Raw genomic sequence first — 25602 nt, 5'->3', positions numbered from 1 at the left:
CATCCGGCACGCGCACCTTCCAGGAGGCCTACCGTGTCCCGCACCGTAACTGGAGCGTGCCCGCATGACTGCCCGGACCGGTGCAGCTGGCTGGTCAGGGTCGATGACAGCGGACGGGCGGTGGCGCTGCAGGGCAATCCCGCCCATCCGCTGACCGCCGGTCGGCTGTGCGGCAAGGTTGCCGGCTATCTGGAAGACCGGGTCTACAGTTCGCAGCGCCTGACCCGGGCACTGCGACGCACCGGTGACAAAGGCGATGGGCGATTCGCCGAGATCGACCTGGACGAGGCCCTCGAAGAGGTCGCGGCGCGGCTGGCCGGGATCGTCCTCGACGTCGGTCCGGCGGCGGTCGTGCCATTCAGCTACGAGGGCACCCAGGGCCTGCTGCAGTCGAAATCGATGAGTGAACGGTTCTTCGCCCGGCTGGGCGCTACTGAGCTCGTCAAGGCGATCTGCGGGCCTACCGGCGGACTGGGGGTCGCCGCAGTCAACGGGACCACCACCGGGGTGCTGCCCGAGGATGCCGAGCATGCCCGGCTGATCATCGTGTGGGGTGCCAACCCTGTCGTCACCACGCAACACCTCTGGCCGGCGATACTCAGGGCCCGGCAGGCGGGTGCCCGGCTCATCGTCATCGACCCGGTCGCCACCCGGACGGCACGCGCCGCCGACTGGCACATCGCTCCCCGCCCTGGTACCGACACCGCACTCGCACTCGGTCTGGCACACGTGATCTTCGAGCATGAGCTCACCGATGAGCGGTGGATCGCCACACACACCAGTGGAGTTGCCGAGCTGCGCGCCGCCGCTGCCGAGTTCACCCCGGCACGCACCGCGGAGATCACCGGCCTTCGCACAGAGGACATCGTCAGGCTGGCCCACGAGTACGCCATCGGCAGCCCATCGCTGATCCGACTGCTGGTCGGCATGGAGCACCACACGCACGGAGCGGCCGCGTACGCCGCTATCGCCTGTCTACCGTCACTGACGGGGGCCTGGCGCAAGCATGGTGGAGGGCTGGCCTACCACACCTCGCCGCACTTCATGGACGCCTTCAACATGGCGGGCCTCAAGATGCCGCACCTCGCCCCGGGTCCGCGCCGTCGGATCAACATGGTGCAGTTGGGCCGGGCCCTCACCGATCCGGAGCTGGATCCGCCGGTGCGAGCGTTGTTCGTGCACGGCAGCAATCCAGCGGTGATCCTGCCCCGACAGCGATTGGTCCGCGCCGGGCTGCGGCGTGACGATCTGTTCACAGTTGTCCACGAGCATGTTCTGACGGACACTGCCCGCTACGCCGACATCGTGCTTCCGGCGACAAGCCAGCTGGAGCATCTCGACCTGATGAAGTCGTGGGGGCATGTCGACCTCACGCTCAATCTTCCGGCGGTGGCACCACCAGGGGACGCGATCAGCGTCACCGACCTCTTTCGCGACCTCGCCAGGCGGATGGGCTTCGCCAATCCATGCTTCCGCGACACCGACGAAGATCTCCTCGCCACCGCGCTGGACTCACCGCACCCGCATTTGACCGGCATCACCGCGGCCAGCCTTGCCGAGCACGGCGGCTGGCAGCGTCTCAACCTGCCGCAACCCTATGTTCCCTTTGTCGATGGCTTTCCCACCTCCGACCGGCGGGCCCATCTTGACGCCGGAGCCCGCGCGGCCTCGACAGCGCTGCCCGCACAGCCCACCGATGCTCGTTGGCCGTTGCAGCTGCTGTCGGTCAAAGGATTGCGTTCCATGAACTCCACCTACGCGGACACCGAGCGGGGGCGGCGCGACGGGGGCCCGTGGCTGGACCTACATCCAGACGACGCGGACGAACGTGGCATCGCCGACGGCGATCCGGTGCACGTGCACAACCAGCAAGACTCCTTGAGCTTCTACGCCCGGGTCAGCACCTGCGTGCTGCCGGGAGTGGTCGCGGCGGTCTTCGGGGCCTGGACTGTGAGCCCCGGCCGAAACGATGGTGCCACGGTCAACCTGCTCACGGACGACAGCCTGACCGAGGCAGGCGGATCGTCCTATCACGACACCTTTGTGCAGGTCACTCGCCAGGTATGACGCTAACCGGACAGCCGGTGTCCGGCCAGATGCCAGTACGAGGCTTGCCCCATCGATGGCCACCCCATTAGCCTCAACCAGAACGAGTGACATCAGATTCCACTGATGATGACCGCGTTCGTAAATGGATCCGGTCGCAGTGGCACGGGGGAGGAACCGACGCCATGGCGTTCGACCCTGCACGCGTGGAACAGGAACTGGAATACCTGGTCGGCCGGCAGTTGCTCGCCCGTCGCGAACCCGATCAGGTGCTGTCTCTCATCGATGACGCGTACGTGTATGCCGAGGCCGTGGCCGCTGCGGATTCACTGCACATCCACGTGAAGGTCGACGACCTGGCCGACCTGCCGCATGCCGAACTCGGCGTACACGGTGAGCTTGAGCGCTGGAAGGCGCCCGGCTACGTCAAGTACCGCCTACCCGGAAGCATCAACGTCATCTTTTCCTCATTTCCAATCTCCCAGGACGATTTGATCAGGGGTGCGGTCACCCTGCCCCGACCGTTCGTGGACCACCTTGGTGTCGACCTGCGGCATGAGGACGCAGGCACCCGGAAGCGGTTTGATGGCATACCCACCCTTGGCACCCGGGACGGCTGGCGCACCGTACGCCAGGGCGGCCCGGGCCGGCCGGTCTACGGCGCGCACACCCAGGTCGCGGAGAAGCACTGGGCCTTCGGTCCGGACGGCGCGAGCGACTGGCGGCGCCCGGTCGAGTTCGCCTTCGGCCAACTCATCATCAATGAGGACTACCTGGGCTGCGACCACCGTCCGATCGATCCGACCCATCCGCTGGCCCTCCAGGCTCTTCCCTGGGAGGAAAGCCGCCGCTCGGCGCTTCCAGACGACATGGCGGGCATCGTGGTCTACGTCAAGAACGACGCCGAGGACCGTGCGGCGACCGCCGTCTTCGCCGGGCTGGCTGGCACCCCGATGCGGACCAAGCTGCTCACCGCCGAGTACCCCGAGGAATATCCGGACGTGGTGGTTGCCCTGTGGCGACTCAAGGACAGTTGCCCGCTGCCCCTAACCGTCGTCGACGGGTATCCGGTCGTCACGCAGCGGATCCCGACACCTGTGGAGGCGGCTCACCTTGCCAGCGAGCCCGTGCAAGCGCCTGCGCCGGAGGTCTTCAGCTAGCCTGCTCCGCCGCCCACCTCCCGAGTCGTTCACGTAGGAGCAGCAATGAGGTACCAGGTGAGGCGAGAGTCCCGGGCTGCGCCGGGCGCCTCCGAGGCGCCGCGACGGTGCTGAGCACCACATGCCCACGCACGGGCCACGTGTCGGATCAGCCCCACTCGCGAGTTGGCGACCCTGCGGGTCAAGCACCTCAAAGCCCAGGTGATCCGGGCTGGCCGCCAGGTCGACCGCGTCGGCACGTACCCCTGCACAACGGCTGATTGGAGCCATAACCTGATGTGGAAAACGTCCCGCGTTGCCGCCCTGATTCTTGCCTCGATAACGGCCGTGACAACCATTGGCGCTTGCTCGACCGAGGAATCCGCCGGCAACGCGGCTACTGAATGGCCTGACAAGCTCGTGTTCGCCGCCACTCCGAGCGGTGAGGCGCGTACGTTCAACGATGACTTCGGCCCATTTGTGACCGCCCTGTCGAAGGAAGTCGGCATCAAGATCGAAACCTTCCAGGCCGCCGACTACGCCGCCGTCATCGAAGGAATGATCGCCGGCAACGTGGACATCGCGCAGCTTGGCGCGTTCTCCTACGCCCTCGGCGTGCAGAACGGCGCGTCGCTGGAGCCATCCGGGGTACGCATCCATGCGAAGGGCGACAAAGCCGGCTACACCATCTACGGCCTGGTGAAGTCGTCCAGCACCATCAACGGCCTGGAAGGCTCGAAGGGTCGGACCGTGTGTCTGCCAGACCCGGCATCTACCACCACGCTGATCCCGCTCTTCGAGTTCAGCAAGGTGAACATGGAGCCAGACAAGGACTTCAAGCGGCTGACCGTGCCTGCTGGAGCGACAATCCCCCGGACGGTCCAGAAGGGCGACTGTGATCTGGGAATGGCCTCGCAGGCGCAGCTCGAAACTGCGATCAGGCAGGGCGACGTCGGCAAAGACGACCTCAAGGTCGTGTGGCAGGTGCAGGCGCCCGGATCGCCACTCGCCGCCAGGACGCAGTTGCCCCAGGACCTGCGCGACAAGCTCAAGACCGCAGTCAACAAGATCAACGCTGAGTGGCTCGAGCAAAACGGTCACTGCAGCGGCGACAAGTGCCTCATCAGCGCCAGCGCCGATTTTGGCTACATACCCGTGGAGGCAAGCTACTACCAGGTGATTTGGGATGCCTGCAAAGCCACCAGGATCGAGGCGTGCGGCCCTCTCGGCGGCTGACCGTTTTCCGGCTGAGGAAAGGACGGCGGCGTTGTCCGCACCCCCCGGCAGCGCCACCGTCGACCGGCCGCCGCCTACCAACAACACCGGTCAACCACGTCGACGGCGACTGAGCCCGCCCTGGACCCGGCGACGGATAACGGCATATGCCGCGGCGGCGATGTGCCTGGCGTTGACGGTCGTCTCGGCCAGCCAGGTCGGAGTCGAACCGACCCGGCTCGTCGAGGGCTGGACCGACATGGGCAACCTGTTGGCACGGATGACGCCCATCGAGACGCCGGACTACGCCCGGCTGGCGAAGCCCCTGTTGGACACCATCATGATGGCGGTCACCGGCACCGCCCTGGCGCTACTGCTCTCTGTGCCGCTCGCGTTCCTGGCCGCCGGCAACACCTCCCCGCACCCTGCGGTGCGGGCACTGGCCCGCGCGGTCATCCTCGGCGCCCGTTCCATACCCGATCTGATCTACGCCCTCATCTTCGTACGCGTGCTGGGAGTTGGGGTCCTGCCGGGCGTGCTGGCGATCGCCGTCTACTCGACCGGAATGATCGGCAAGCTTTTCGCCGACACCATCGAGGAGGTCGACCCTGGCGTCACCCAGGCACTGACCGCAGTCGGCGCACGGCGTCTGCACATCATTGTCACAGGCGTCCTGCCGCAGGTGATGCCATCGTTCGTATCGGTCGGCCTGTATCGACTCGACATGAACGTGGCAGCCTCCGCCATTCTGGGCTTCGTTGGTGCGGGCGGGATCGGGTTCGAGCTGTACACCACCCTGCGCACACTGCAGTACCAGAAAGGCTTGGGCGTCGCTCTGATCATCATCGTCCTGGTGATCATGGTAGAACGCCTATCCGCAGTGATCCGTGGCCGGCTAATTACCCACCGCGACAGCAGCGTCTGGGCCGTGTCGACAGACGGTGCAGGACGGCAGCGCCTCTCCCCGCCGTGGACCCGCGACCGCATCACGCGCCTGGGCGCCATCATCACGGCTTGCGGACTAACCGCAGCCAGCTTCGCCGGGCTGGGAATCAGCCCTTGGACGGTGCTACGGGCGGTGCCGGAACTCATCGCCGGCTTCGCCGACTTCTGGCCACCGGATTTCGCCTCGGTCGCCTCCTCGCTGCCCGACGCCCTACTCGAAACCTTGACCATCGCCGTCACAGCCACCGCGATCGCGACCCTGCTCAGTGTGCCCATCGCGGCTTTCGCGGCCCGCACCGTCGCACCACATCCGGCGGTCTACCACGCTGCCCGGTTCGTCATCGTCCTGTCGCGCGGGCTCCCTCCATTGCTGATGGCATTGATCTTCGTCTCGGCGTTCGGGCTCGGTCCCTTCGCCGGAGCGATCGCACTCGGTCTCGCCACCATCGGGATGACCGCCAAACTCATGGCCGACGCCATCGAGCACCTCGACCCGGGGCCTGCCGCGGCACTTCGCGCGGCCGGAGCGTCTCGTACGCAGCAGGTCTCCACCGCCGTCATCCCCCAGGTGGCTCCATCGTTCGTGTCCACCGTCCTGTTCACGCTGGACAGCACCATCCGGTCGTCGACGATCGTCGGTGTGGTCGGGGCGGGTGGGATCGGGTTCATCACCTATCAGTCTGTGCACACCCTGCAGTTCCACACCACTACTGCCGTTCTGATCGTCATCTTCGCGACTGTCTTCATCGTCGAGCGCTGCGCCGACCTGATCAGAAAGAGGATCCTGTGACACCACCCGGCACCGCACCCCAGGCGCCGGTTGTCGCCGTCGCCCACCTCAGCAAACGCTTCGGCACCCATACCGCCGTTGACGATGTCACCTTCACTCTGCCCGCGGGACAGTTCCTCGCCGTCATCGGGCTGTCCGGGTCGGGCAAATCCACACTGCTGCGGCTCCTCAACGGCCTGCACCAGCCATCGGCCGGCACAGTATCCGTGCTGGGCACCGACGTCATCACCGCCCGAGGACGCGCGCTCCAGGAGTTGCGCAGCGAGGTGGGATTCATCTTCCAGCAGTTCAACCTGGTGGGCCGGATAACGTGCATGGAGAACGTGCTCTCCGGCGCGCTGGGCCGACTGCGGTGGCCGAGGCTCGGCATAGGCACCTACCCCCGCGCCCTACGCCGGGAATCCCTCGATCACCTGGACCGGGTCGGGCTCGGTCACAAAGCCTTCCAGCGAGCCGACACGCTCTCGGGCGGGGAACAGCAACGAGTGGCGATAGCCCGCGCACTGATGCAGAAGCCCAAGCTCCTGCTCGCCGACGAACCCGTCGCGTCCCTCGACCCGGAATCGTCTCTGCAAGTTATGGAGATTCTGCAGCGCATCTGCACCGAGGAACACCTGACGGTCATCTGCAGCCTGCACCAGGTCGACATGGCGCTTGGGTGGGCACATCGCGTACTCGGCCTACGCGCCGGACGAACCGTCCTCGATCAACCCACCAGCGAGCTGGACACCGCCGCCGTCATGCAGATCTACCAGCGTGAACCGGGCGAAACCAACTACACCGCCGACAGTCCTCAGGGCCCAGCAGTGCCCGTCGAGGCGCATCTGCCGTAGCGCCCGCTCAGGGACAGCACAGCGAGATCATCACCGCCAAGGGAAGCCGGGGACGACCAGCGCCACCGAGACATCGCTGCCTCCTCGACCAGCTGGCGCACCATCACGTCGTTTCCACAAGCTGAGGAGCAGCGATGACCAGAAGACGCCGTTTCACAACCTGGGCGGTAGCCGCCACCCTCGTTGCCACGACTACCGCCTGCGGCGGAGACGACGCGGGCGCGCCGCAGACAAGCTGGCCCGACAAGATCACATTCGCTGCGGTGCCCGCCGGCGAGGCGAGCACCTTCGACGCCCACTACGGCCTGTTCATCCGGGCACTGTCCGAGGAGGTGGGCATCAAGATCGAGACCATGCAGGCCGCCGACTACGCGGGTGTCATCGAGGCACTCATCGCCGGCACCGTCGACATGGCCCAACTCGGCGCGTTCTCATACGCCCTCGCCGTGCAGAACGGCGCGAAGATTGAGCCGACAGGCCTCCTTCAGCACCGGAAAGGTGACCAGCCCGGATACGTGGTCCTCGGCGTGACAAAAGCATCGGATCAGGCATCGTCGCTCGAGGACTTTCGCGGCAAGACCGTGTGCTTCCCTGACCCCGCCTCGACGTCCACCTTGCTGCCGCTGTTCGAGTTCGCCAAGGCTGGACTGATACCGGACAAGGACTTCAAACGACTTGTCGTGCCAGCCGGGAACACCATCCCGCGCGCTGTCAAGCGAGGCGACTGCACCATCGGGCTGGTGGCCGACGCCCAACTGGAGAACGCCATTCGCACAGGTGACGTCACCCAGGGAGAACTGAAGTCGATCTGGGAGGTGCGTGCTCCGCACTCACCGGTGGTCACGCGTTCCGAGTTGCCCGACGACCTCCGGGACAAGATCCGCGCCGCCACTTTGAAGATCAACGCCGAGTACCTCGAACAACGCGGTTGGTGCGCCGCGGAGGCGTGCCTCGTGAGCTCGAACCGTGACTTCGGCTATCTGCCGGTCGAGCACTCCTACTACCAGGTTATCTGGGACGCGTGCAAAGCCACCCGCGTGGATGCATGTGGGCCGATCGGCAACTGACCAGTCACCGAGGAGCTCAAACGGCCTGCTCAGCAGTCACACTGGCCGTTGACCCGTTCGCACGCAGCTGATTCGGATACAAGGCGATAACGGGTCCGGGGAGCCTCCGGCCGCACCCCAGATGCCTGGTCTACGGGTACCGCGTACACCGGCGGCTCAGTGGCCGTCCCGTGCTGCAGCGCGTCGTCGGTGGAATCCGCGGCAGCTTCGAGAATGAACGTGTGCTCCGAGTAGGGGCCGGCGAGGATCGATCGGAGATCGTCCGGTCCGATTGGTACGACCCGGCCCCGTACCATCTCCAGGCCCGTATCGATGGTGACGGTCGCGAACGGCCCTCGGTAGACCACCGCGTGCGGGGACGGTCGCACGCTTCTCTCCGGGGGCTTGTATGCGGCGACGGTGACGCTACGGAACTCCACGTCCCCCACCGTCTCCCAGGGCCGCGCCTCGCGCTTCAGGATCGTCAGCCCGGTGAGCCCCACACGTGTGAAGCCGTCCAGGAATCGTTCCTCTTGCAGGGCCCCGCTGTAGCAGCCTGACCACAGGTGCGGGTCGGCCTGCATCGCGGTCGGCACATCGATGTCGCTGACGATGTCGCTGATGACCGCTCGGCCCCCCGGGCGAAGGACGCGAGCGATCTCGCCGAACATGTCCTGCTTGCGCTGTGGAGCCACCAGGTTGAGAACGCAGTTGGATATGACCACGTCCACGCTACCGTCGGGCACCAGAGGCGAGTCGCGTCGCAGCCGGTCCGACAGTTCCTCCAACTGTCGGACGTCATCATAGGAGCGCACCGGATGACGGCCCAGGTGCCCATCGAGAAACTCAAGGTCCAGAGCGAGGTCTTCGATTTGCGCCTTCGCGAAGGTGACGTTGCCGTAGCCGAGCCGCCGCGCCACCTCCGCCTGGGCTCCGCGTGCCACGCCCAGCATGTCGTCGTTGAGGTCGACGCCCAGGACCGAGCCGGAGGATCCCACTATCTGCGCGGCGATGAAGCAGACCTTTCCGGCCCCGCTGCCCAGATCGAGCACGTGCTCGCCGGGCTGCACGTAACTCACCGGGTCACCGCAGCCGTAGTCCCTCTCCAGCACCTCCGACGGGATGACCTTGAGGTACTGCGGGTCATAGTCGACCGGGCAGCAGAGGCCCGCCTCTGCCACCTGGGAGGCAGCGCTGTATCGCTGCTGGACGGCGCGATCGATGCTCACAGTGCTACCCGACTTTCCCCGGCCTGCTAGGGCCGATGCCAACGATGTCATGAGCGGGTGACTTACTGGCCGGAGAACGCGTTCCCCACCAACATGCGGTGTGTCGGCTCTGGCTGGCCCGGCTTGAACGAGCGCTGGCTGATGAGCCGTGATTGGACACCCCATGCCTGGTCGGCCTCTGCGACCGTGTCCGAAGCCAGGTGTTCGAGCTGAGCCGGCTCGCAGGCCACGCGAGCGTTGAGCACCGCCCGACCGCCGAGTGAGGTGGCGGCGCCGGCCAGATCGACGGCCGAAGGCCGGTCGTAGTCGATGAGGCTGGCCTTGGTGAGTGTGCCCGAGGCCGCGTCCTGGAACATCAGCTTCACGTGGCCGATCATGTGCTCTTCGGCGCGGCAGCCGCGGGCTAGTGCCTGCAATACGGTGCGCATCCACGCCGCCGGCTCGAACGGGCTGCTCGGCGTCTTCAGATCGAGCGTCTGGTCGAGCCAGGCCAGCCGGGCCTCGGCCGCGCCGTAGCGCTGGTAGTCGACGTCGAGATCGTCGCTGTCCGCGGTATGGTCGCGGGTCCAACAGTCGAGCAATGGAGCGACCTGTTGGGTGGACGCCGAGTAGGTCACCACCTCGGCTTGGGGGAATCGGCGGGTCAGTGAGGTCACGACCGTGTCCACCTCGTCGGCCGCGAGCAGGTCGATCTTGTTGACGCCGATCACGGCCGCGTCCTCGAGCTGCTTGCGATACAGGTACGTAAGGTCGCTTCCGCTGTCGCCCCGATCGAGGTCGGGCAGCAGGCGCAGGTATCGAATGGGGTCGACGACGGTCGTCATCGGGGCGATGGAGAAGTCGTCGCCGTGCAGGGCGGCCAGGGGTCGGACGACAGTAGCCGTCAGATCGGTGCAACTGCCGACCGACTCAGCGATGATGACATCGGCGTCCTGACGGCGGATTAGCTGTGACATCACGGCGAGCAGGTCTTCGAAGCGGCAGCAGAAGCATCCGCCGGTGACCTCGCCTACGCCGGCCAGGCCTTCAGCTGCCACGGCGGTGTCGACGAGTTCGACGCCCTGGTCGTTCGTGATCACGGCGACACGGTGACCTGCGGCGCGTAGCTGTTGGGCTGCCGTGGTCATCGTCGTTGTCTTGCCGGCGCCGAGGAATCCACTCAGCACAATGAACCGCGTGCTCATCAACCCTCCCCATCGGTGACGAAATGCGCTCAGGGCCTCTCGGCGCGTACGACCGCGCTGGCGAAGCGGGCCAGAATGGCCTCGACGACGTCCACGGGTTCCAGTTGGGCGTAGTCCGGGAGGCCAGCGGGAAAGAGATCCGTGGCATCGTGTTCTCGCAGGATGTCCATCCGCGGGTCGGCGAAGCCCTGCTCGCTCAGCAGTCGCAGATAGTCGATGTCGCTGAGGGCTCCGGCGACACAACTGCCCCATGCGTAGAGATCCGTGCGGAGCGCGTCGGCGAATGCCGAGCCGGCCGGCAAACCTCCCCGGATCACCACGTCGGCTACGGCCAGCCGTCCACCCGGTCGCAGCACCCGCCATGTCTCAGCGACGACCTGTCGTTTGTCGACGGCGAGGTTGATGACGCAGTTGGAGATGACAACGTCGACGCATGCGTCGGGCATCGGAATTTGCTCGATGTCGCCCTTGAGGAACGAGACGTTGCCAACGCCCGCCTCGGCCGCGTTCTGCCACGCCAGACCAAGCATCTCGTCGGTCATGTCGATGCCGTACACGTGCCCGGCGGGCCCGACGCGGCGGGCGGCGAGAAGAGCGTCCAGCCCGCCGCCCGAACCCAGATCGAGGACGACATCGCCGGGGCGCAGCGCCGCTACGGCGGTCGGGTTCGCACAGCCAAGCCGGGCGAGCGCGGCTCGCAGCGGTACCTCCTCCATGTCGTTGAGTTCGTAGATGTCGGCGGAGAAGTCGTTTACTCCGGTGGTCGGGCGTTCGCCGCAGCAGCTGGAGTCGGTGCTGCAGCAGGATCCGGCGCTGGTGGCCTGACTCGCCTGCGCGGCGGCCCGGCTGCCGTACCGGAGTTTGATCGTCTCTCTGATGGTGTCTGCGGCGTCCGGTGTTGTATTGATCATCGATTGTCCTCTGGTCACGCCTGCCGGTGTCACGCGGACACGGGCATCTTCGATGAGGATTCGCTGCTGACCCGGCTTGGGGCGATCTCGGCGTAACAGGCGCAATCGGGGCCGCAGCCCTCGTCTGCGTCGGCCTCGGTAACGACGTAGACCTCCCAGCGGTTGCCGTCGGGGTCACCCACCCAGACCTTGGTCTGCACGGCGTAGCAGCACGGGGTGGCGACCTCCTCGTCAGTGAGGAATCCAGCGGCGGCGAACCGCTCCTTCATCGCCATGACGATGTCGGTGCTTTTGACCTGAACTCCGAGGTGGTTGACGGCGCCGCCAAGGGTCGGCTTGCGATCCGGGTTGAATGAGATCACCAGCGGCGGCTCGGAGACCTCGAACTTGGCGTAGTCGGCCAGGTACTTGGTCGGAGGCTGTCCGAAGAACACCTCGTAGAATTTGACCGTCTCCTCAAGGCTGTTGACGAACATGCTGATGTGCATGCGACTGGCGGTGGCGAACTGGACCGCCGAGTCGGCGCGGTCGACGAGTCCGGCCGCGGTCTGGACACCGTTGGCGAGGTAGTCGGTGAGCTGTGCGACCGTGGGGAGTTCGCCGGAGATCACCGGCTTGTCGTCCACCACGGTCAGCGGCATGGTGCCCGACCGCTTGATCCGCATCACCTGCAACACGACAGCCGGGATCCCCTCCAGCGTCGATCCGTAGAGGTTGGTCGCGGTCAGCGTCACGGTCTCGGGCACACCCGGTACCGCGTCCAGCACCCGCTGGGCTGCTACCTGGTCGTCGTCACTGCTGACAAAGACATCGATCTTCATGGCTGCTCCTGTCGTCACTGCGGTCGGGGGCGCGGGCGAGGTCATCACCCGGGTAGGGGTCGCGGCGCTCACCGGAGCGGCTGCCGTTGCGGGTACGCCGGCGTCGCCCTGGTGGTCAGATCGGACGGAGCCGCTCAGTCAGCAGCACGACGAGTCGGTGGCACAGCACGCGTCCGTGGTAGCGGTTGGGCGCTTGGCCGGTGACTGCGTCTCGTCGGGATGGTCGATGAGCTGTACTGCCTGGGTCGCCGTGGGCAGCCAACCCTGGGTGCGCAAGGCGCCGTCCACCACCAGCGCGGGCAGGCAACGCGACCCCTCTGCTTCGAGGGCGAAGAAGAGCGCAGGTGGCAGCGGGAGCAAGCCGACGGGCTTGGCCATGTCGAACGCCTGGATCTCCGCCGTGTCGTACCGCTCCCGTAGTGCGTTGAGCAGCGGCTGTGAGGGTGCCGTATTACACGAGCACTCCTCGAAGACGTAGATCTTTGCGGGGCTCACCGCCTGCCGTTGCTCTGACGCGTTGGCCGCACCGCTGACCACTCCGTCGCTCGGGGTACCGCAGCCGGGAACCATCGCGCTCACCTGGGCGGCCAGGGGGTGTGCCGGATCGATCGGCCGGTAGTCGCATCCCAGGTGTTCGTCGGACGACCGCAGGTCACCGAACGCGAATTCGATCGGCCGCCGGGTGCCGTCGGATCCTTCCGGGGGATAGACCCAGTGCTTCGGGCCCATCTCGGTGTAACAACACCGTACCGGGCCATCCTGATACACGTGCCGCCAGCCGGCGCGGGCAGCGGTTCCTGGGATTGCCTCGAACACCAATTTCGTCGCGTCGCTTTCCTCGCGGAGGTCGACGCCCAGGTGGTCGACGTAGGGCTTCACCCGATTGACCGCACCTGGAATGAATTCGTCCTGAGCAGTCGGTTCGGTGGCAAAAATGACATTGAGGCCGCTAGCGAAGGAGAATTTGCGCTCGTACTCCGAGTTCGAGGTCTCCTGGCAGGCACGAGCCAGGGCCTCTTCGTTCGGCAGTCGGGTCAGGTCGTCGGCGTTGACATGGACGTGGATGGACTCGGCGTTGCCCATCGCGTCGACGAACGGGAATACCTCACTGATCACCTCGACGACCTGCTCGGCCTCCTGCGTGGCCAGCAGGCCGACCTCGGTGAACAGGCGCAGGTCCTGCTCGATCGTAGGGACGTGAAAGGCCATAATTCCTACCTCCTAGGCGGGCTTATTTTGCGCAGAACGACATGTCCAGTCTCGCCTGAGATGGCTGGCGCCGAGAAGCTGGGCGCGGAGCTGATTAGATCCTCATTAACTTTCGTCATCGTCTAACCAGCGGTGCCCGATGTCAAGGAGGCAGCCGACCTCGCGCAGCCTCCCCGGGGGGACCAAAAGCTCACCCGATCCGGCCCCCACCTGCACGGAACGGGGCGGGCAACATCATTAACAGTGATCAATTTAAGTCAATGTCGGATTTCAGTATGCGCTGAAACGAACACACCGACGCATCTGGCTCAACCCATTGACCAAAATGATTAGGATTGGCAACACTGGACGCGCAGACCGCTTGATCACCTGCGCCCAGCTCATGTCCCTTACCAATCCAGCCGTGCCGGACGCGGACACTTGCCGTTCCACACTCCGGCCGGCGGCGCCGTCACCGCCGGCCGGTCCACGCTGTCTTCGACCACAGCAGGCCCAACCATCCCGCAACGACGGACCACGTGCGAGGCCATCGCAGGAATCGCCCCCGGCGAAGTGATGGTGTCGATGTTGCGTCCGCCGGTGCAGGCAGCGTGCCGCTCTCACCAAGAACTGGAGCTGCCTCATGTCGCAGTCCGATCCTGGATCATCGAGTTCCTACCATCACCCGGATCCGACACCACTGCCGCTTGAGGTCTCACGGCGGACCCTCATGGCGGGCGTAGCGTTCGGTGCCGCGAACGTGGCCGCAGGCACCGTACCCGGGCTGATGCCCACCGCCGCCCAGGCGTCGCCTGGCGGTGCGGGGCCGAGCGGTGAAGCAGCAGCCGGCACCGCAGCGGGGAACTCGAGCTGTTCATCGATGCCGGACTTCACTCGCGGGTCGGCGGCGCTCGAGCCTGACCGCATAGTCGTCACCGCCTGCCAGTTCTGCAACAGCAACTGTCGTCTACGGGTGGGGCTCAAGGCTGGCCGGATTATCGAGGTGCGGGGCGAGCCGGCCGATCCGGTCCAGGACGGCAACCTTTGTGTCAAGGCTCCGGCAATGACCGAACTCGTCTACAACAGGCTTCGGCTGACGACACCTCTGCGTCGGGTGTCCGGCGTCAAGGGCAGTCCATCGTCGCGTTTCGAGCCGGTGTCCTGGGACGAGGCGTTGGACACCATCGCTGTTCGCTTTCTGCGACTGCGCGACGAGGGCGCCGCGCACACCATCGCCAACCGCACCAGCGGCCGACTCCCCAGGGGCACCGGATCCCTGGTCAGCCGCATGTTTGCGATGCTGGGCAGCCCCAACGACACCGATGTCGGGCCGGTCTGCAACGACGCCGGCGGGGACGCTCTGGCGATGACCTTCGGGCTTCCCAACTTCACCAACGGATACGGGGTCGATCCCACAACGGGCCAGGAGGACCTCGGCTCCGCTCGCTATCTGCTGATGCTCGGTACCAACCAGGCGGAAACTCATCCCGTCACGTTCGCCTACCTCCTGCGTAGTCGACAACGGAGCGGCGCCCGCCTGGTCGTGGTCGACCCACGCCGCACACCGACCGCGGCGCTCGCGGATACCTGGATCTCACCGAAGCCGCACACCGACCTCGCACTGGTCCTCGGCATGCTGGGCCACATCATCCAGACCGAGCGCTACGACCAGGACTTCGTCGCGCAGTGGACGACGGGCTTCGACGAGCTTCGACGCCATCTCGCCAGTCGCGCCTACAGCCCGGCCTGGGCAGCCGGTGTCACCGGCGTACCAGAGGCCACGATCCGGCAGCTCGCGGAGGACTATGCCACCTCCCGGCCCGCGGCGATCTTTTGCAATGCCGGCATCTCCCATCAGCTGGGCGCCTTCGACACGTACCGCGTGATCGCGATGCTCGCCGCGATCACCGGCAACGTCGGCGTCCCGGGAGGCGGCTGCAACTTCATGCACAACACCTGGCCTGGACGGCTGGACCTGCCGCCCCTGCCCGCGCCGGCGCCGCAGCGCGGGCCTGCTCTACCGGTCGGCCCGGACGCCTTCGCCGAGTCGATCCTCGCCGGTCGCCCCTATCGCCTGCAGGCGCTCGTTACCGAAGGGAATCCCCTGGTCAGCTCCGCGAACACCGCGAAGGTCCGTGAGGCATACAAGCGGCTCGACTTCTACGTGTACACGGGCTTGTTCATGGAGGAGGCGGCGTACTACGCGGACCTGATCCTCCCCGTGCGTAGCGGGTTGGAATTCGAGGGGGTGTACATGCGCCGCGACGATCGCGCGATCCGATGGCAGGACGCTGCTGTGGCCCCGGTCGGTCAGTCTCGCACCGACATCGAGATCTGGGTCGACCTCGCCCAAGCTCTCGCTCGCAAGGAACGTCGTCACCCGAGCTCCTACTGGACAGACGCCTTCCCCCGCCGCTGGCGTGACTACCGGAACCTGTGGTCCGAGTTCGTCAGGCATACCCCAGGGATGGCGGGTATGACACGTGATCGGCTGCGCACGCGCGCCGAACCGCTACGCTGGCCCTGCCCCGATCTGGACCATCCCGGTGTCAGCACCTTGTATCTCGACCATCCATCCTGGTACCAGGCTGCGGAGTCGTTGGACGCCGGGAACCAGGGGAAGCGGTTCCTCACACCGAGCGGAAAGGTCGAATTCACCACGCCGGCCCTTGAGCAGCTACTTGCGCCCAGTGGTCATAGCGCCCTGCCCTTCTTCTACACCCACCCAGAGGTGACCGGAGCTCATCCGACCGTCGCCTACGATCCGAAATTCATCGCCAACCCGCTCAAACCCCAGGCCCTTACGCACCCGGTCCGCCTGGCGGTCCCCGGGTCCGGCACGGTCCATCGTCGGTACCCGCTCATGGGCATGACCGGCCGGCCCAGTGTCGCGCACTTCGCGACCGTGACGCACTGGACGCACACCGGGAAGAGGCTCAACGGTGTACGTCTGATCCAGGTGCACCCGGATACCGCGCGGCCGCTGGGGATCGAGCAGGGAGACGACATTATGGTCGAAAGCCCCCGTGGTGCCATAACCGGCACTGCGCTACTCGACGCGGGGATCCGCCCCGACACAGTGTTCGTGCCGAACACGTTCGGCCCAGCACAGCAGGTCGGCGACGAGTTCGGCGACCCACGCTATCAAGCCGCGAACCACCTGGTCGACGACGCATTCTATGACAATCTATCTGGACAGCAGGCGTATAAGTGTTTCGCTTGTCGCATTCGCAAGGTATGACAGTCGATCTAGCATCGTCAAGCTACCTGCACGACCAACAATGGACAGCGCGGCCAGCCTCACCCTCCTTCCGCAGTCAACTTCCAGCAACCATCTTGCGCTTTGTTAGAAGAGTGTCAAAATAGATGAATGACTAAGTTAGCCGGCTCAGGCAGCGTGGGGCCGAGCAAGCCTTCATCCCCGCCGATTCCACTGGACGACATTCAGGCGCCGATGATCGCGTCAATGTTCAAGGCCCTGGGCGAACCGGTCCGATTGCGTCTACTGACAATGATCGCAGCAGGCGGCGAGACGTGCGTCTGCGATCTTTCCCAGGCCTTCCATCTCACCGGGCCCACTATCTCGTATCACCTGAAGGTATTACGAGATGCCGGGCTGGTCGGTTGCCAACGTCGCGGTACCTGGGTGTACTACTGGGTAGTCCCGACCGCGATGCACCGCCTCGCCGGATGCCTCGTCTCCGCCGTACCGGACTCCGGGAAATAGCACCCGGACTCCCGCCAAGGTCCGACGTTGCCGCGGAGGCGGCACCTGCGGATTGATGGTCCCGACTCGGGCCGAGTCCCCGGTCGAGCAGGGCCCGGCCATGAGCCTGGGAGTACGGGTCATACGCACGCCGGCGCCCTCCTCCTTGTCCGGGGTCGGGTGTTGGGGGCCAGTGGGAGCGGAATCTCAGCCAGCGGCGGCGAAGACGATGGCAGCCACCACGCCGGCGCAGATGGGGGTGGCGGTCCAAGCGATGGCGAAGTCGCGCAGGGTCCTACCGGAGATACGGCTCAACTGCCCACCAGCAGATCCGACGATCGCCCCGGTGGAAACCTGAGTGGTGGACATGGGCAGCGCGAGAAACGCACCGGCGCCGACGAGACAGGCGGTGGTGGCGTTGGCGGTGAAGCCCTCGGTGTGGCTCATCCGCACGACCTTCTCGCCCAGCGTCCGAGCGACACGGACACCGAAGAGCGAGCCCGCGGCCATCGCTACGGCGACTATCACGCTGATCACCGTCGCCGAGTATCCGGCGGGCAATAGGGCGAATCCACCGATCGCGGCTATCTTCGGGGTGTCGTTGAGTCCTCGCGCGCAGCCCGTGGCACCACTGGACGCCCAATGCAGGAACGTGACGGCTAGATCGCGTCGCGCCGGCCCCGGTACCGCGTAATCTGCGGCAGTGACAGGCCGCCCGTCCGGGGCCGGGACGGCCGCGCCCGTTCCGGTGGGTGCCACGCCAACGGTCGCGAGTTCGGTCTGCGGGGTGCGGCGGAGCCGACGGCCGACCTGTACCGCCATGACAAGCGCCACCGAGATGCCGTAGGCCACAACGATGCTCAGCAGCAATGGCAGGACAACCTTTTGGAGTACGCCCGACCATTGCACACTCGATGGAGCCAGGACCAGCCCCGCGCCGACGAGTGAGCCCACAATCGCCTGCGTGGTGGAGACCGGAAGCCTGGCCACGGTGGCCAGCGCGACCCAACTGCTGGTGCCCAGCAGGACGGCCAGGGCAAATGCCGCAGTCGGTGCACCACTCACGATCCCCTGGGAAAACAGCTTTCCCATGCTCCGTCCAATCTGGATGGACAGCAGGGCGCCAATCAAGGTAGTTGCCGCACCCCAGAGAATCGCGGTTCGATAGGCAGTGACCCCTGCCCCAGCAAGGGTTGCGACGCCTTTCGAGACGTCGTTTGCCCCGTTAGCCGCAGCAAGGAAAAGCAGTACGACAAGGATCGCAACGGTCATATTCGCCCCTCACTCTCGAAGTTGATCCTCGAACGAGTGTGTACCAGCATTTACCGTACGTCAACATTGAATTCACTCAATGTTCAGGGGGGAGTTGCCCACAACCGAATAGACCTGCCTATATAGAAAATACTCTAGACTGCGGCACCTGCGCGTAGGCAATCACGGCATAGGGTGTTGTCGCAGTGATTCCGCTTCTGGGAGAATTATCCAGGAAATCCGTATCATTCCATGTGTTCCTGCCCGTGCCTGGGATCCCAGCCGTCCGACCCCGCCCCTGAGGTGACCCCGCGATGACCACAGGCCCGAGCGATGTAGGCACCGGGACAGCCGCCGTCCGGCGTTGGACGTGCCCGAAGAGCTGACCGGGTGGGGACGACGACCGCCACCGGTCGTCCGTTCCAGCACGAGGGGGCCCGGCTCCGCGTGGTGATCATGACAAGGCAACACTAAGAGGGTGCGAAGAACTCACTGAGTCGCGCGAGCATTTGGGGGTGCACCCAGTAGTAAACCCACGTGGCGCGTCGCTCCGACCCGACCAGGCCGGCTTCCCGCAGAACCTTCAGGTGGTGCGAGATGGTTGGGCCGGTGACATCGAACTCGCCGGTCAGTTCACACACGCACACTTCTCCGCCCGCCCGCGAGGCGATCAGTGAGAACAGGCGCAGCCGCACCGGATCACTCAGAGCCTTGAATACCTGCGAGTACTCCGCAGCCCCAGAGGAATTGAGCGGCGCTGACAGTAGTGGCACCCAGCGCTGGGTTGGGATCGTCGGTGAAGGGATACTACTTTTGGCCACAACCCATCGTCGCCCGCCACCAGGTTCATCCGCAAGGACCGATCGAGGCACAAGCTCGCGTGCTCCCCTGAGCAGGAGTGGGCAAGGCGATCGGACGGCGGCGGAAGCCGCACAATCAGGGCTTGCGGGTCAGCGACATGGGTCGGGCTACGGACGCCCTGGCGACTCTGGTGGCCGAACACCCACCCGTGCGGCGGTCGGGATTCCGACAGCACGCAGACCGGCTACCGACACGACGGACCTCAGTCGCGGGACGGCTACTCCCCCGTGGGGGGACAGGCGCAGTCCGGGTCAGCGGGATGGACCATCAGGGACAGGCATTGCGCCAGGCACGCCAGCGGGTCGATCTGGATCTCGTAGACGTTGCTGCGACCTCGCGGGCTGCACGTCACGATCCCCTGGTCACGCAACATCCGCAGATGATGACTGACCAGGGCCTGGTTGTGCCCGAGCGCCTCCTGAAGTTCCTTGACACTGCGCGGCCGTCCGGCCAGCAACAGGGTGATCTCCAGCCGCACCGGGTCGCCCAGGGCTTTGAACACCGGAGCCCACTGCTCGGCCGTCTTCGAGGGCGACTCCAAGGGTGTTACCTGCAGCGACTGCGTCATGGGACCATTCAACCAGATCAAGCCGGCAGCTAACAACAGCGCTTGTTGATAAAAGCTGTGTCAGATGCTGCCATCGAGGTTGGCTATTGAAAGCAGGCCCTGTCGGTGCCAGGATGAGGACATGGGCACCCCGCAGAAGCTCGCCTCGACCTTCGATGTCAGCGCCGTCCGCCGGGACTTCCCGACGCTGTCGGGCCCGCTGGCCTACTTCGACAGCGTGGCCTCGTCGTTGACCCCTCGACCGGTCATCGACGCGATGACCGACTACTACGTCAACTACCGGGCCAACGTGCACCGCGGCTCGTACGACCTCTCCATGCGCGCTTCGCAGCGCTTCGACGACGCCTTGACCACGATCGCCCGGTTCCTCCACGCGTCCACCGAGGAGATCGTGCTCACGTCCAACACGACCACCGCGATCAACCTGGTCGCCGCCACCCTGGACTTCGAGCCCGGTGACGAGATCGTGCTGTCCAACCTTGAGCACACCTCGAACATGGCGCCATGGATGCGGATCGCCAACAAGCAGGGCGTCAACGTGCGGTGGTACAACGCCGATCGCGACGGCGGCTTCGACCTCGACGCGTTCCGGGCACTGCTCAGCGAACGTACGAAGCTGGTCACGCTGGCGCACGTGACCAACATCCTCGGGAACCGGTTGCCTGTTGAGGAGATCGGCGCGATCTGCCGGGAACGCGGGATCCTGTTCCTGATCGACGCGGCCCAGTCGGCGCCACACCTGCCACTGGATGTCAACAAGCTCAACTGTGACTTCCTCGCGTTCTCCGGGCACAAGATGCTCGGACCGACCGGCATCGGAGTGCTCTACATCCGCCGGCAGTACGCGGTATCGCTCGTACCCGGTGTCCTGGGCGGCGGAAGCATCGACACGACGGCGTGTGCCGCGCCAACGCTGGACGGATGTGTGCTGTCGGACTGCTCATTCACGTCCCTGCCCGACAAGTGGCAGGCCGGTACTCCGCCGATCGCCGAGGCACTGGGACTGGCGGCGGCCATCGACTACCTCACCGAAGTGGGCCTGGACAACCTCGCCGTCCACGAACAGGAGCTCATGCACCAGCTGTGCGACGGCCTCTCCGCCATCGACGGCGTCGAACTCTATGGTCCCCCGGATCCCGCGGACCGGGTTGCCGTGGTCTCGTTCAACATCGCCGGCCGCGACTTCACGGAGGTCGGGCAACTACTCAACGACCGCTACGGCGTCGCGGTGCGGGCTGGTCAGCACTGCGCCCTCAACTACTTCTTCAACGAGCTGCACGAGGAGGACAGCCGCGCCGGCAACGTGCGCGCCAGCCTCTACCTCTACAACACGGCCGACGAGGTCGACCAACTGATCGCTGCCGTAGCCGACATCGCTGCTCAAGGAGCGTGACCCCATGCCTGACCAGGCCGCAGCTGCCGCGACCCTGAAGTTTTTCGCCGAACGACGCCTGATCACAGCCGACGAGGCCGGGCTCGTCTCCGAACTCTTCGATCCGCGCTTCCCGTTTGCCGCCGCCATAGGCATCGCTGATTCCGTCCACGTCCAGGTGAAGGTCGCCGACATCGCCGCGTTGCCACACGAGGACATCCTCAGCCAGGGCGTGACGGCACAACGTGACGCCACCAACTTCCGTAAGTACGGCTTCCCCGACGGCTTGGCTGTCATCTTCACCAGCGGTGCGATCGCCGAGGAGGATCTGATTCCCGGCGCCGTTACCCGCAGTCTGCCGTACGTCGACCATCTCGGCATCGACCTCCGCGAGGACAGCGCGGACAGCAGAGCCGTCTACGACGACATCGCCGCGCGAGCCGTCGCCGCCGGTTGGCGTCACGTGCGCCAGGGCGGCCCGCAGACCCCGGTCCGCGGCTGCCAGTGCGAGGTGCCCGAGAAGAGCTGGGTCTACCCGCCCAACGGGCCAGACGGGCGGAACAGGCCAATTGAGTTCGCCTTCGGTGAACTGGAGCTCATCGCCGGCGCGGACAACAGCTGCGACTACCGGCCCATCGACCCCGCCCACCCGCTCGCCCGCCTCGTACCGAAGATCAGCCAGACCCGCGCACCTCAGGTCGTCACGCTGGAGGGCCGCCCTCGGTAGTTGTTCACCCCACACATCCGCTCGGCCATCACCGGTGGCACAAGTACGCGCCGCCGGCATCAGCCCCGACCTGGAGCACCCTGTGCGATTCAGCGTTTACGACATCACTTCCTCCACATCAGACGGCGCGTCGGCATGGCGGCCGGTCGCTGGCAAAATCCCCCACGCCGCCGCGTACCAGCACACCCTTGAGCAGGCCCGTATCGCCGACGAGGTCGGCATCGACGCCTACTTCCTCACCGAGCACCACTCCAATGCCGGGTTCCAGATCCTCCCCTCCCCCCATCTGATGATCGCCGCTCTGTCGCAGACAACCTCACGCATTCGACTCGGCGCCATGACACTCAACCTGCCCCTATACCATCCGGTGCGGGCAGCCGAGGAAATTCGTATGCTCGACCTGCTCACCAACGGGCGCTTGGAGATCGGGCTAGGCCGAGGGCTCGCCGGCCACGAACAAGCCGGCTTCGGTGTCCGACGCGAGGACAGCGAGCAGCTCTTCGACGCGAGCTTTCCGCTGATCCGTCAACTTCTGCGTGACGGCGGTGTGGAGTCCTACGCCACGGGGCCGTGGCACGGCGAGGGCGTTTCCGTCGTCCCCGAGGCCACCCAGACGCCACACCCGCCGATCTGGATGGCCGGCATCAGCGAAAAGTCGATCCGCAAGGCAGCGCGCCTCGGTGTCAACCTGTGCACAGCCTTCCTCGATGCCGATGACACCGCACGCACTGCGGCGATCTACCGTGACGAGTGGCAGGCCGCCCATCCTGGCACCCCGGTCGGTAGTTACGGAACCATGCAACACATCTTCGTTGCCGAAACCGAAGCCGAAGCCCGCGCGCTCGCCCAACCTCACCTACAGGCGTGGTTGGGCGCTGGCCATGAAGCCTCCGTCATGATCAGTCAGAGCCCGACGGTGGACAAGGGCTACGAAGACCACAAGGCCTGGTTCGACAAGATTACGAAGCTACCCTTCGAAGAGGCGGTCGAGCATCGCCGGATCATCTTCGGCACCCCGGAACAATGCGTGGCGCAACTGCTGGACAAGGCTCAGGCCGGCGTCGACATGTTCCAAGGCTGGTTCCAGTTCGGTGGCCTCGACTTTGAGGCAAGCAACCGATCGATGCGCCTCTTCGGCGAGCACGTCGCCCCCGTCGTCAAAGCCGCGCTGGCAACCGCCCCCACCCCTGCACAACCGGCCATCAGCTGAGGAGCACCCATGACGTCGGTAAAATTCTGGTCCGATCCGGCCTGCTACTGGTCATGGCGCGCCGGCCAATGGTTGACCTCCGCAGCCGAACAGCGCACGTTCGACATCGACTGGCAACCGTTCAGCCTCAAGGTCCTCTACGGCGAAGGCATGGACCCCAGTTGGGCCACCATGCTGGGCAACTCCCACGGAGCGCTGCGCATCGGCGAAGCGCTCCGACACGCCGGCCGTGCGACCGACGCGGTTCGCTTCTACGTCGCAGTCGGGACCGCCACCCACGACAACGGCGAACCACTCACCGAGGATCTGCTACGCCAAGCCGCTAAATCCACAGGTGTTGATGACACCTTCGACGCGTTCCAGGACACGGACTGGGACGATGCGATCACCGCCGGGACCAACGCCGCCATCGCTTCGGCCGGCCCTGATGTCGGCAGCCCTGTCATCGAGCTTCCCGACACCCCCCGCGGCATCCACGGCCCGGTGTTCGAACGAATCCCGCCGTCGGAGGAAGCAGGGGAGTTGTACGACGCCATCCTACGGCTCGCCCGGGCTCCCTACTTCTACGAGATCAAACGCGGTCGCTCCAGCTGAGCGGAGGAAGCGCGAGCTGTGAAACGTGATGGAGGACCGGCGATGACGGACGACTTCCGCCTGTTGCTCGGGCACTTCCCAACCGGCGTCGTGGCGGTCACCGCAACCCGTGCTGCCGGCCCCGTCGGCCTCGTCGTCGGTTCCTTCTTCTCTATCTCGCTACGGCCGCCTCTCATCGGGTTTGGCGTCAACCGCACCTCCACCAGTTGGCCGCTCATCAACGAAGGTCACACCTTCTGCGTGAACGTCCTCGCCGCCGACCAGGACCACGTCAGTAGGACACTCGCCACACCCGGCCCGGACAAGTTCGCCGACCTGCGCTGGCACACATCCGAATCCGGGTCCCCCGTCATCGACGGCTGCCTCGCGTACCTCGACTGCGAACTGCAGGCCAACCACGCCGCAGGCGACCATGAATTGATCATCGGCCGCGTACAACGGTTCCGTCATCTACGCACCGCGGCTCCGCTGGTCTTCTACCAACGTGGATACTGGTCCTTGAGCAACACGCCGGTCAACAATAGGAACACATGATCGAATCGGCATACAGGTGGGGCGGCAGATCAGGGCTTCGCACCGAGGCATGAGTCCTGGTTGTTCAAACAGCGGAGCCACTTCCTGTTCGAAGACGTGGCGTCCAGCCAACCGCTCATGTCCTGAATGGTTGGCTGGACGCCCTTGCCACACCCAGATCGGCACTCGGACGTTTCTCGGCTCCCCACTGGAGCTAGGTGTCACCACGTGACGCCTCGGCTCCGTCTACCCAGTCCCACTCTGACGTTCAGGCCATTTTCCTGCCTGCCTGCGCACGTCGCCGGCGACGTTGTCGAGCTCCGCTCCGCCGGATCCGAACCCGCCAACCAGATCATCCCCATCTCCGTACAGGCGATGCATGAGGTCGACATCGACACCACCGCCAACGCTTTCCGCAAACTGGAATACGACCTCGCCAAACCTCCGACACGATCATCACCGTGGGCCGTGAAGGCGCCTGCCCCGTTTCCGGGCAGGCGCGACGAGGACTGGCAACTCACCGACTCCGGCACGCCTGCCTGACAGGACCCTTCGCTCCCGAAACTGCGCAGCGATCAAGGCCTGGACCAGCCAAGCATCCTGCCGCGCCACGGGCTCGAACCGCCCGACGCAGCGGCGGCAACATCTGCAGCGCCTGACGCGGGATCCAGAGACCACCATGCCGCTCCGCCCAGGACGCAGACGAAGCGGCAGTTCGGAGCGTTCCGAGTTCAGCGGGCTGGCGGCCAGTGAGCACCGCCGTCACCGCCAACAAAGATCATCCGTTACCGGATGTTACCGCCGTCACCGGAGAAGATCTTCATCTCCCCAGGTAAACCGGTCGGGACGGCCGGATTCGAACCGAGGACCCCTTGACCCCCAGGACGCTTCGCCACGCGTCCACGCACGTCACACACGCAATCCCAAGATCAGGTCGTGCGGTCGACGTCGTGCCGCGCACCATCGCGCAGGCCGTATGGTCCCCACTTGGTTCCTGGGACGCTGACCCGGGTGGGCGGCAGCGCACGGTTCAGGAAGTGTGGACACGGCGGGAAGTCTCATCGCCATGACCTGGTTTGACCTGCACCGCCATGCCGGGGGCGACGTCCAGGCGGTGACCGCCGCCGACCCTCGGCTCCTGTCCCGACGGGCACGCGGCACGGTCATGAACCCTCATCCCGCAACCGGGCTCGTGCCTGCTCGACCAGCTCGGCGTACTGCGGCGAGAACGGCTCGACCAGCTCCCGTTCCAGTAGGCAGGTGAGATTCCACAGCGCCCGTTGCTCCGCCTGATCCTCGACCAGGTCAGCGAAGTCGTTGGTGGTCTCGTCGGTGCGATACAGCCACTCGAACAAAACCAGCGCTTCGTCGCGGTTGAGCCGCAAGACCACCTCGTCCTCTGCCACGCCAAGCAGCGTACGGACACCTTCAGTTTGGAAGAACGCGCTCAACG

At 65.6% G+C, this 25602-nt stretch carries 23 protein-coding genes; 14 read left to right on the top strand and 9 right to left on the bottom strand.

The features are described from left to right. Positions 1 to 33: 33 nt before the first annotated feature. From AB0B57_RS03220 to phnD (AB0B57_RS03195), 6 genes are all read left to right on the top strand, one after another. Positions 34 to 2067, top strand: coding sequence for a molybdopterin-dependent oxidoreductase (locus AB0B57_RS03220; protein WP_357064672.1), 2034 nt, complete (start codon positions 34 to 36; stop codon positions 2065 to 2067). A 164-nt stretch (positions 2068 to 2231) separates the two neighbouring features. Beyond that, the gene (locus AB0B57_RS03215) at positions 2232 to 3206 is read left to right on the top strand and encodes a hypothetical protein (RefSeq protein ID WP_357064670.1); all 975 of its coding nucleotides are present in this window, start codon (positions 2232 to 2234) and stop codon (positions 3204 to 3206) included. A 165-nt stretch (positions 3207 to 3371) separates the two neighbouring features. Next, on the top strand, positions 3372 to 4421 hold the full coding sequence (gene phnD, locus AB0B57_RS03210) for a phosphate/phosphite/phosphonate ABC transporter substrate-binding protein (protein WP_357064668.1): 1050 nt from the start codon (positions 3372 to 3374) through the stop codon (positions 4419 to 4421). After that, entirely contained in the window at positions 4372 to 6135 is a 1764-nt protein-coding gene (phnE, locus tag AB0B57_RS03205; RefSeq protein ID WP_357064666.1) for a phosphonate ABC transporter, permease protein PhnE, read from the top strand. The genes phnD (AB0B57_RS03210) and phnE overlap by 50 nt, the downstream gene beginning before the upstream one ends. After that, entirely contained in the window at positions 6132 to 6968 is an 837-nt protein-coding gene (gene phnC / locus AB0B57_RS03200; protein ID WP_357064664.1) for a phosphonate ABC transporter ATP-binding protein, read from the top strand. The genes phnE and phnC overlap by 4 nt, the downstream gene beginning before the upstream one ends. 134 nt (positions 6969 to 7102) lie before the next feature. Further along, positions 7103 to 8035 carry a phosphate/phosphite/phosphonate ABC transporter substrate-binding protein gene (gene phnD, locus AB0B57_RS03195; RefSeq protein ID WP_357064662.1) on the top strand — a complete coding sequence of 311 codons (933 nt, stop codon included), beginning with the start codon at positions 7103 to 7105 and terminating at the stop codon, positions 8033 to 8035. Between the two features lie 29 nt (positions 8036 to 8064). Here phnD (AB0B57_RS03195) and AB0B57_RS03190 read toward each other — a convergent pair whose 3' ends face one another. From AB0B57_RS03190 to AB0B57_RS03170, 5 genes are all read right to left on the bottom strand, one after another. Beyond that, positions 8065 to 9294, bottom strand: coding sequence for a methyltransferase domain-containing protein (locus AB0B57_RS03190; RefSeq protein ID WP_357064660.1), 1230 nt, complete (start codon positions 9292 to 9294; stop codon positions 8065 to 8067). Between the two features lie 11 nt (positions 9295 to 9305). After that, complete coding sequence (locus tag AB0B57_RS03185; protein ID WP_357064659.1) at positions 9306 to 10427, bottom strand: GTP-binding protein; 1122 nt, start codon at positions 10425 to 10427, stop codon at positions 9306 to 9308. A 29-nt stretch (positions 10428 to 10456) separates the two neighbouring features. Next, positions 10457 to 11338 (bottom strand): arsenite methyltransferase, encoded by an 882-nt coding sequence (arsM, locus tag AB0B57_RS03180; protein WP_357064657.1) that lies wholly within the window; start codon positions 11336 to 11338, stop codon positions 10457 to 10459. Between the two features lie 29 nt (positions 11339 to 11367). Continuing rightward, positions 11368 to 12231, bottom strand: a complete 864-nt coding sequence (locus AB0B57_RS03175) for an ArsI/CadI family heavy metal resistance metalloenzyme (protein WP_357064656.1) — start codon at positions 12229 to 12231, stop codon at positions 11368 to 11370. A 66-nt stretch (positions 12232 to 12297) separates the two neighbouring features. Beyond that, positions 12298 to 13368: an arsenic metallochaperone ArsD family protein gene (locus tag AB0B57_RS03170; protein WP_357064655.1), complete on the bottom strand. Its 1071-nt coding sequence runs from the start codon at positions 13366 to 13368 to the stop codon at positions 12298 to 12300. Between the two features lie 859 nt (positions 13369 to 14227). Here AB0B57_RS03170 and AB0B57_RS03165 point away from each other — a divergent pair. Then, entirely contained in the window at positions 14228 to 16588 is a 2361-nt protein-coding gene (locus AB0B57_RS03165; protein WP_357064654.1) for a molybdopterin-dependent oxidoreductase, read from the top strand. 129 nt (positions 16589 to 16717) lie between these two features. After that, positions 16718 to 17074 (top strand): metalloregulator ArsR/SmtB family transcription factor, encoded by a 357-nt coding sequence (locus tag AB0B57_RS03160; RefSeq protein ID WP_357064652.1) that lies wholly within the window; start codon positions 16718 to 16720, stop codon positions 17072 to 17074. A 186-nt stretch (positions 17075 to 17260) separates the two neighbouring features. On the opposite strand, the gene AB0B57_RS03155 is transcribed toward AB0B57_RS03160, so the two are convergent. The 3 genes from AB0B57_RS03155 to AB0B57_RS03145 form a co-directional block, all read right to left on the bottom strand. Further along, positions 17261 to 18325, bottom strand: a complete 1065-nt coding sequence (locus AB0B57_RS03155) for an inorganic phosphate transporter (protein ID WP_357064650.1) — start codon at positions 18323 to 18325, stop codon at positions 17261 to 17263. A 449-nt stretch (positions 18326 to 18774) separates the two neighbouring features. Then, a complete protein-coding gene (locus tag AB0B57_RS03150; RefSeq protein ID WP_357064649.1) occupies positions 18775 to 19077 on the bottom strand; it encodes a metalloregulator ArsR/SmtB family transcription factor in 303 nt (100 codons plus the stop codon). A gap of 305 nt (positions 19078 to 19382) precedes the next feature. Then, positions 19383 to 19733, bottom strand: a complete 351-nt coding sequence (locus AB0B57_RS03145) for a metalloregulator ArsR/SmtB family transcription factor (RefSeq protein ID WP_357064647.1) — start codon at positions 19731 to 19733, stop codon at positions 19383 to 19385. A 121-nt stretch (positions 19734 to 19854) separates the two neighbouring features. On the opposite strand from AB0B57_RS03145, the gene AB0B57_RS03140 reads away from it, so the two are divergent. The 6 genes from AB0B57_RS03140 to AB0B57_RS03115 all read left to right on the top strand — a co-directional run bounded on the left by AB0B57_RS03140 (position 19855) and on the right by AB0B57_RS03115 (position 24692). Continuing rightward, on the top strand, positions 19855 to 21126 hold the full coding sequence (locus AB0B57_RS03140; RefSeq protein ID WP_357064646.1) for a cysteine desulfurase: 1272 nt from the start codon (positions 19855 to 19857) through the stop codon (positions 21124 to 21126). Between the two features lie 4 nt (positions 21127 to 21130). Continuing rightward, positions 21131 to 21832, top strand: coding sequence for a hypothetical protein (locus AB0B57_RS03135; protein ID WP_357064644.1), 702 nt, complete (start codon positions 21131 to 21133; stop codon positions 21830 to 21832). Positions 21833 to 21914: 82 nt separating this feature from the next. After that, positions 21915 to 23042, top strand: a complete 1128-nt coding sequence (locus AB0B57_RS03130; protein WP_357064643.1) for an LLM class flavin-dependent oxidoreductase — start codon at positions 21915 to 21917, stop codon at positions 23040 to 23042. A 9-nt stretch (positions 23043 to 23051) separates the two neighbouring features. Next, positions 23052 to 23636: a hypothetical protein gene (locus tag AB0B57_RS03125; protein WP_357064642.1), complete on the top strand. Its 585-nt coding sequence runs from the start codon at positions 23052 to 23054 to the stop codon at positions 23634 to 23636. A 42-nt stretch (positions 23637 to 23678) separates the two neighbouring features. Continuing rightward, positions 23679 to 24170 (top strand): flavin reductase family protein, encoded by a 492-nt coding sequence (locus AB0B57_RS03120; RefSeq protein ID WP_357064640.1) that lies wholly within the window; start codon positions 23679 to 23681, stop codon positions 24168 to 24170. 207 nt (positions 24171 to 24377) lie between these two features. Beyond that, a complete protein-coding gene (locus tag AB0B57_RS03115) occupies positions 24378 to 24692 on the top strand; it encodes a hypothetical protein (RefSeq protein WP_357064638.1) in 315 nt (104 codons plus the stop codon). 620 nt (positions 24693 to 25312) lie between these two features. Here AB0B57_RS03115 and AB0B57_RS03110 read toward each other — a convergent pair. After that, positions 25313 to 25555 (bottom strand): hypothetical protein, encoded by a 243-nt coding sequence (locus tag AB0B57_RS03110; protein WP_007075908.1) that lies wholly within the window; start codon positions 25553 to 25555, stop codon positions 25313 to 25315. Between the last annotated feature and the right edge of the window lie 47 nt (positions 25556 to 25602).

Origin of the sequence: Micromonospora sp. NPDC049101 (assembly GCF_040648675.1) — a bacterium.
Classification (GTDB): Bacteria; Actinomycetota; Actinomycetes; order Mycobacteriales; family Micromonosporaceae; genus Micromonospora.
The sequence above is the reverse complement of the archived record's forward strand: the minus strand, read 5'-3'. Positions and strand labels throughout refer to the sequence as shown.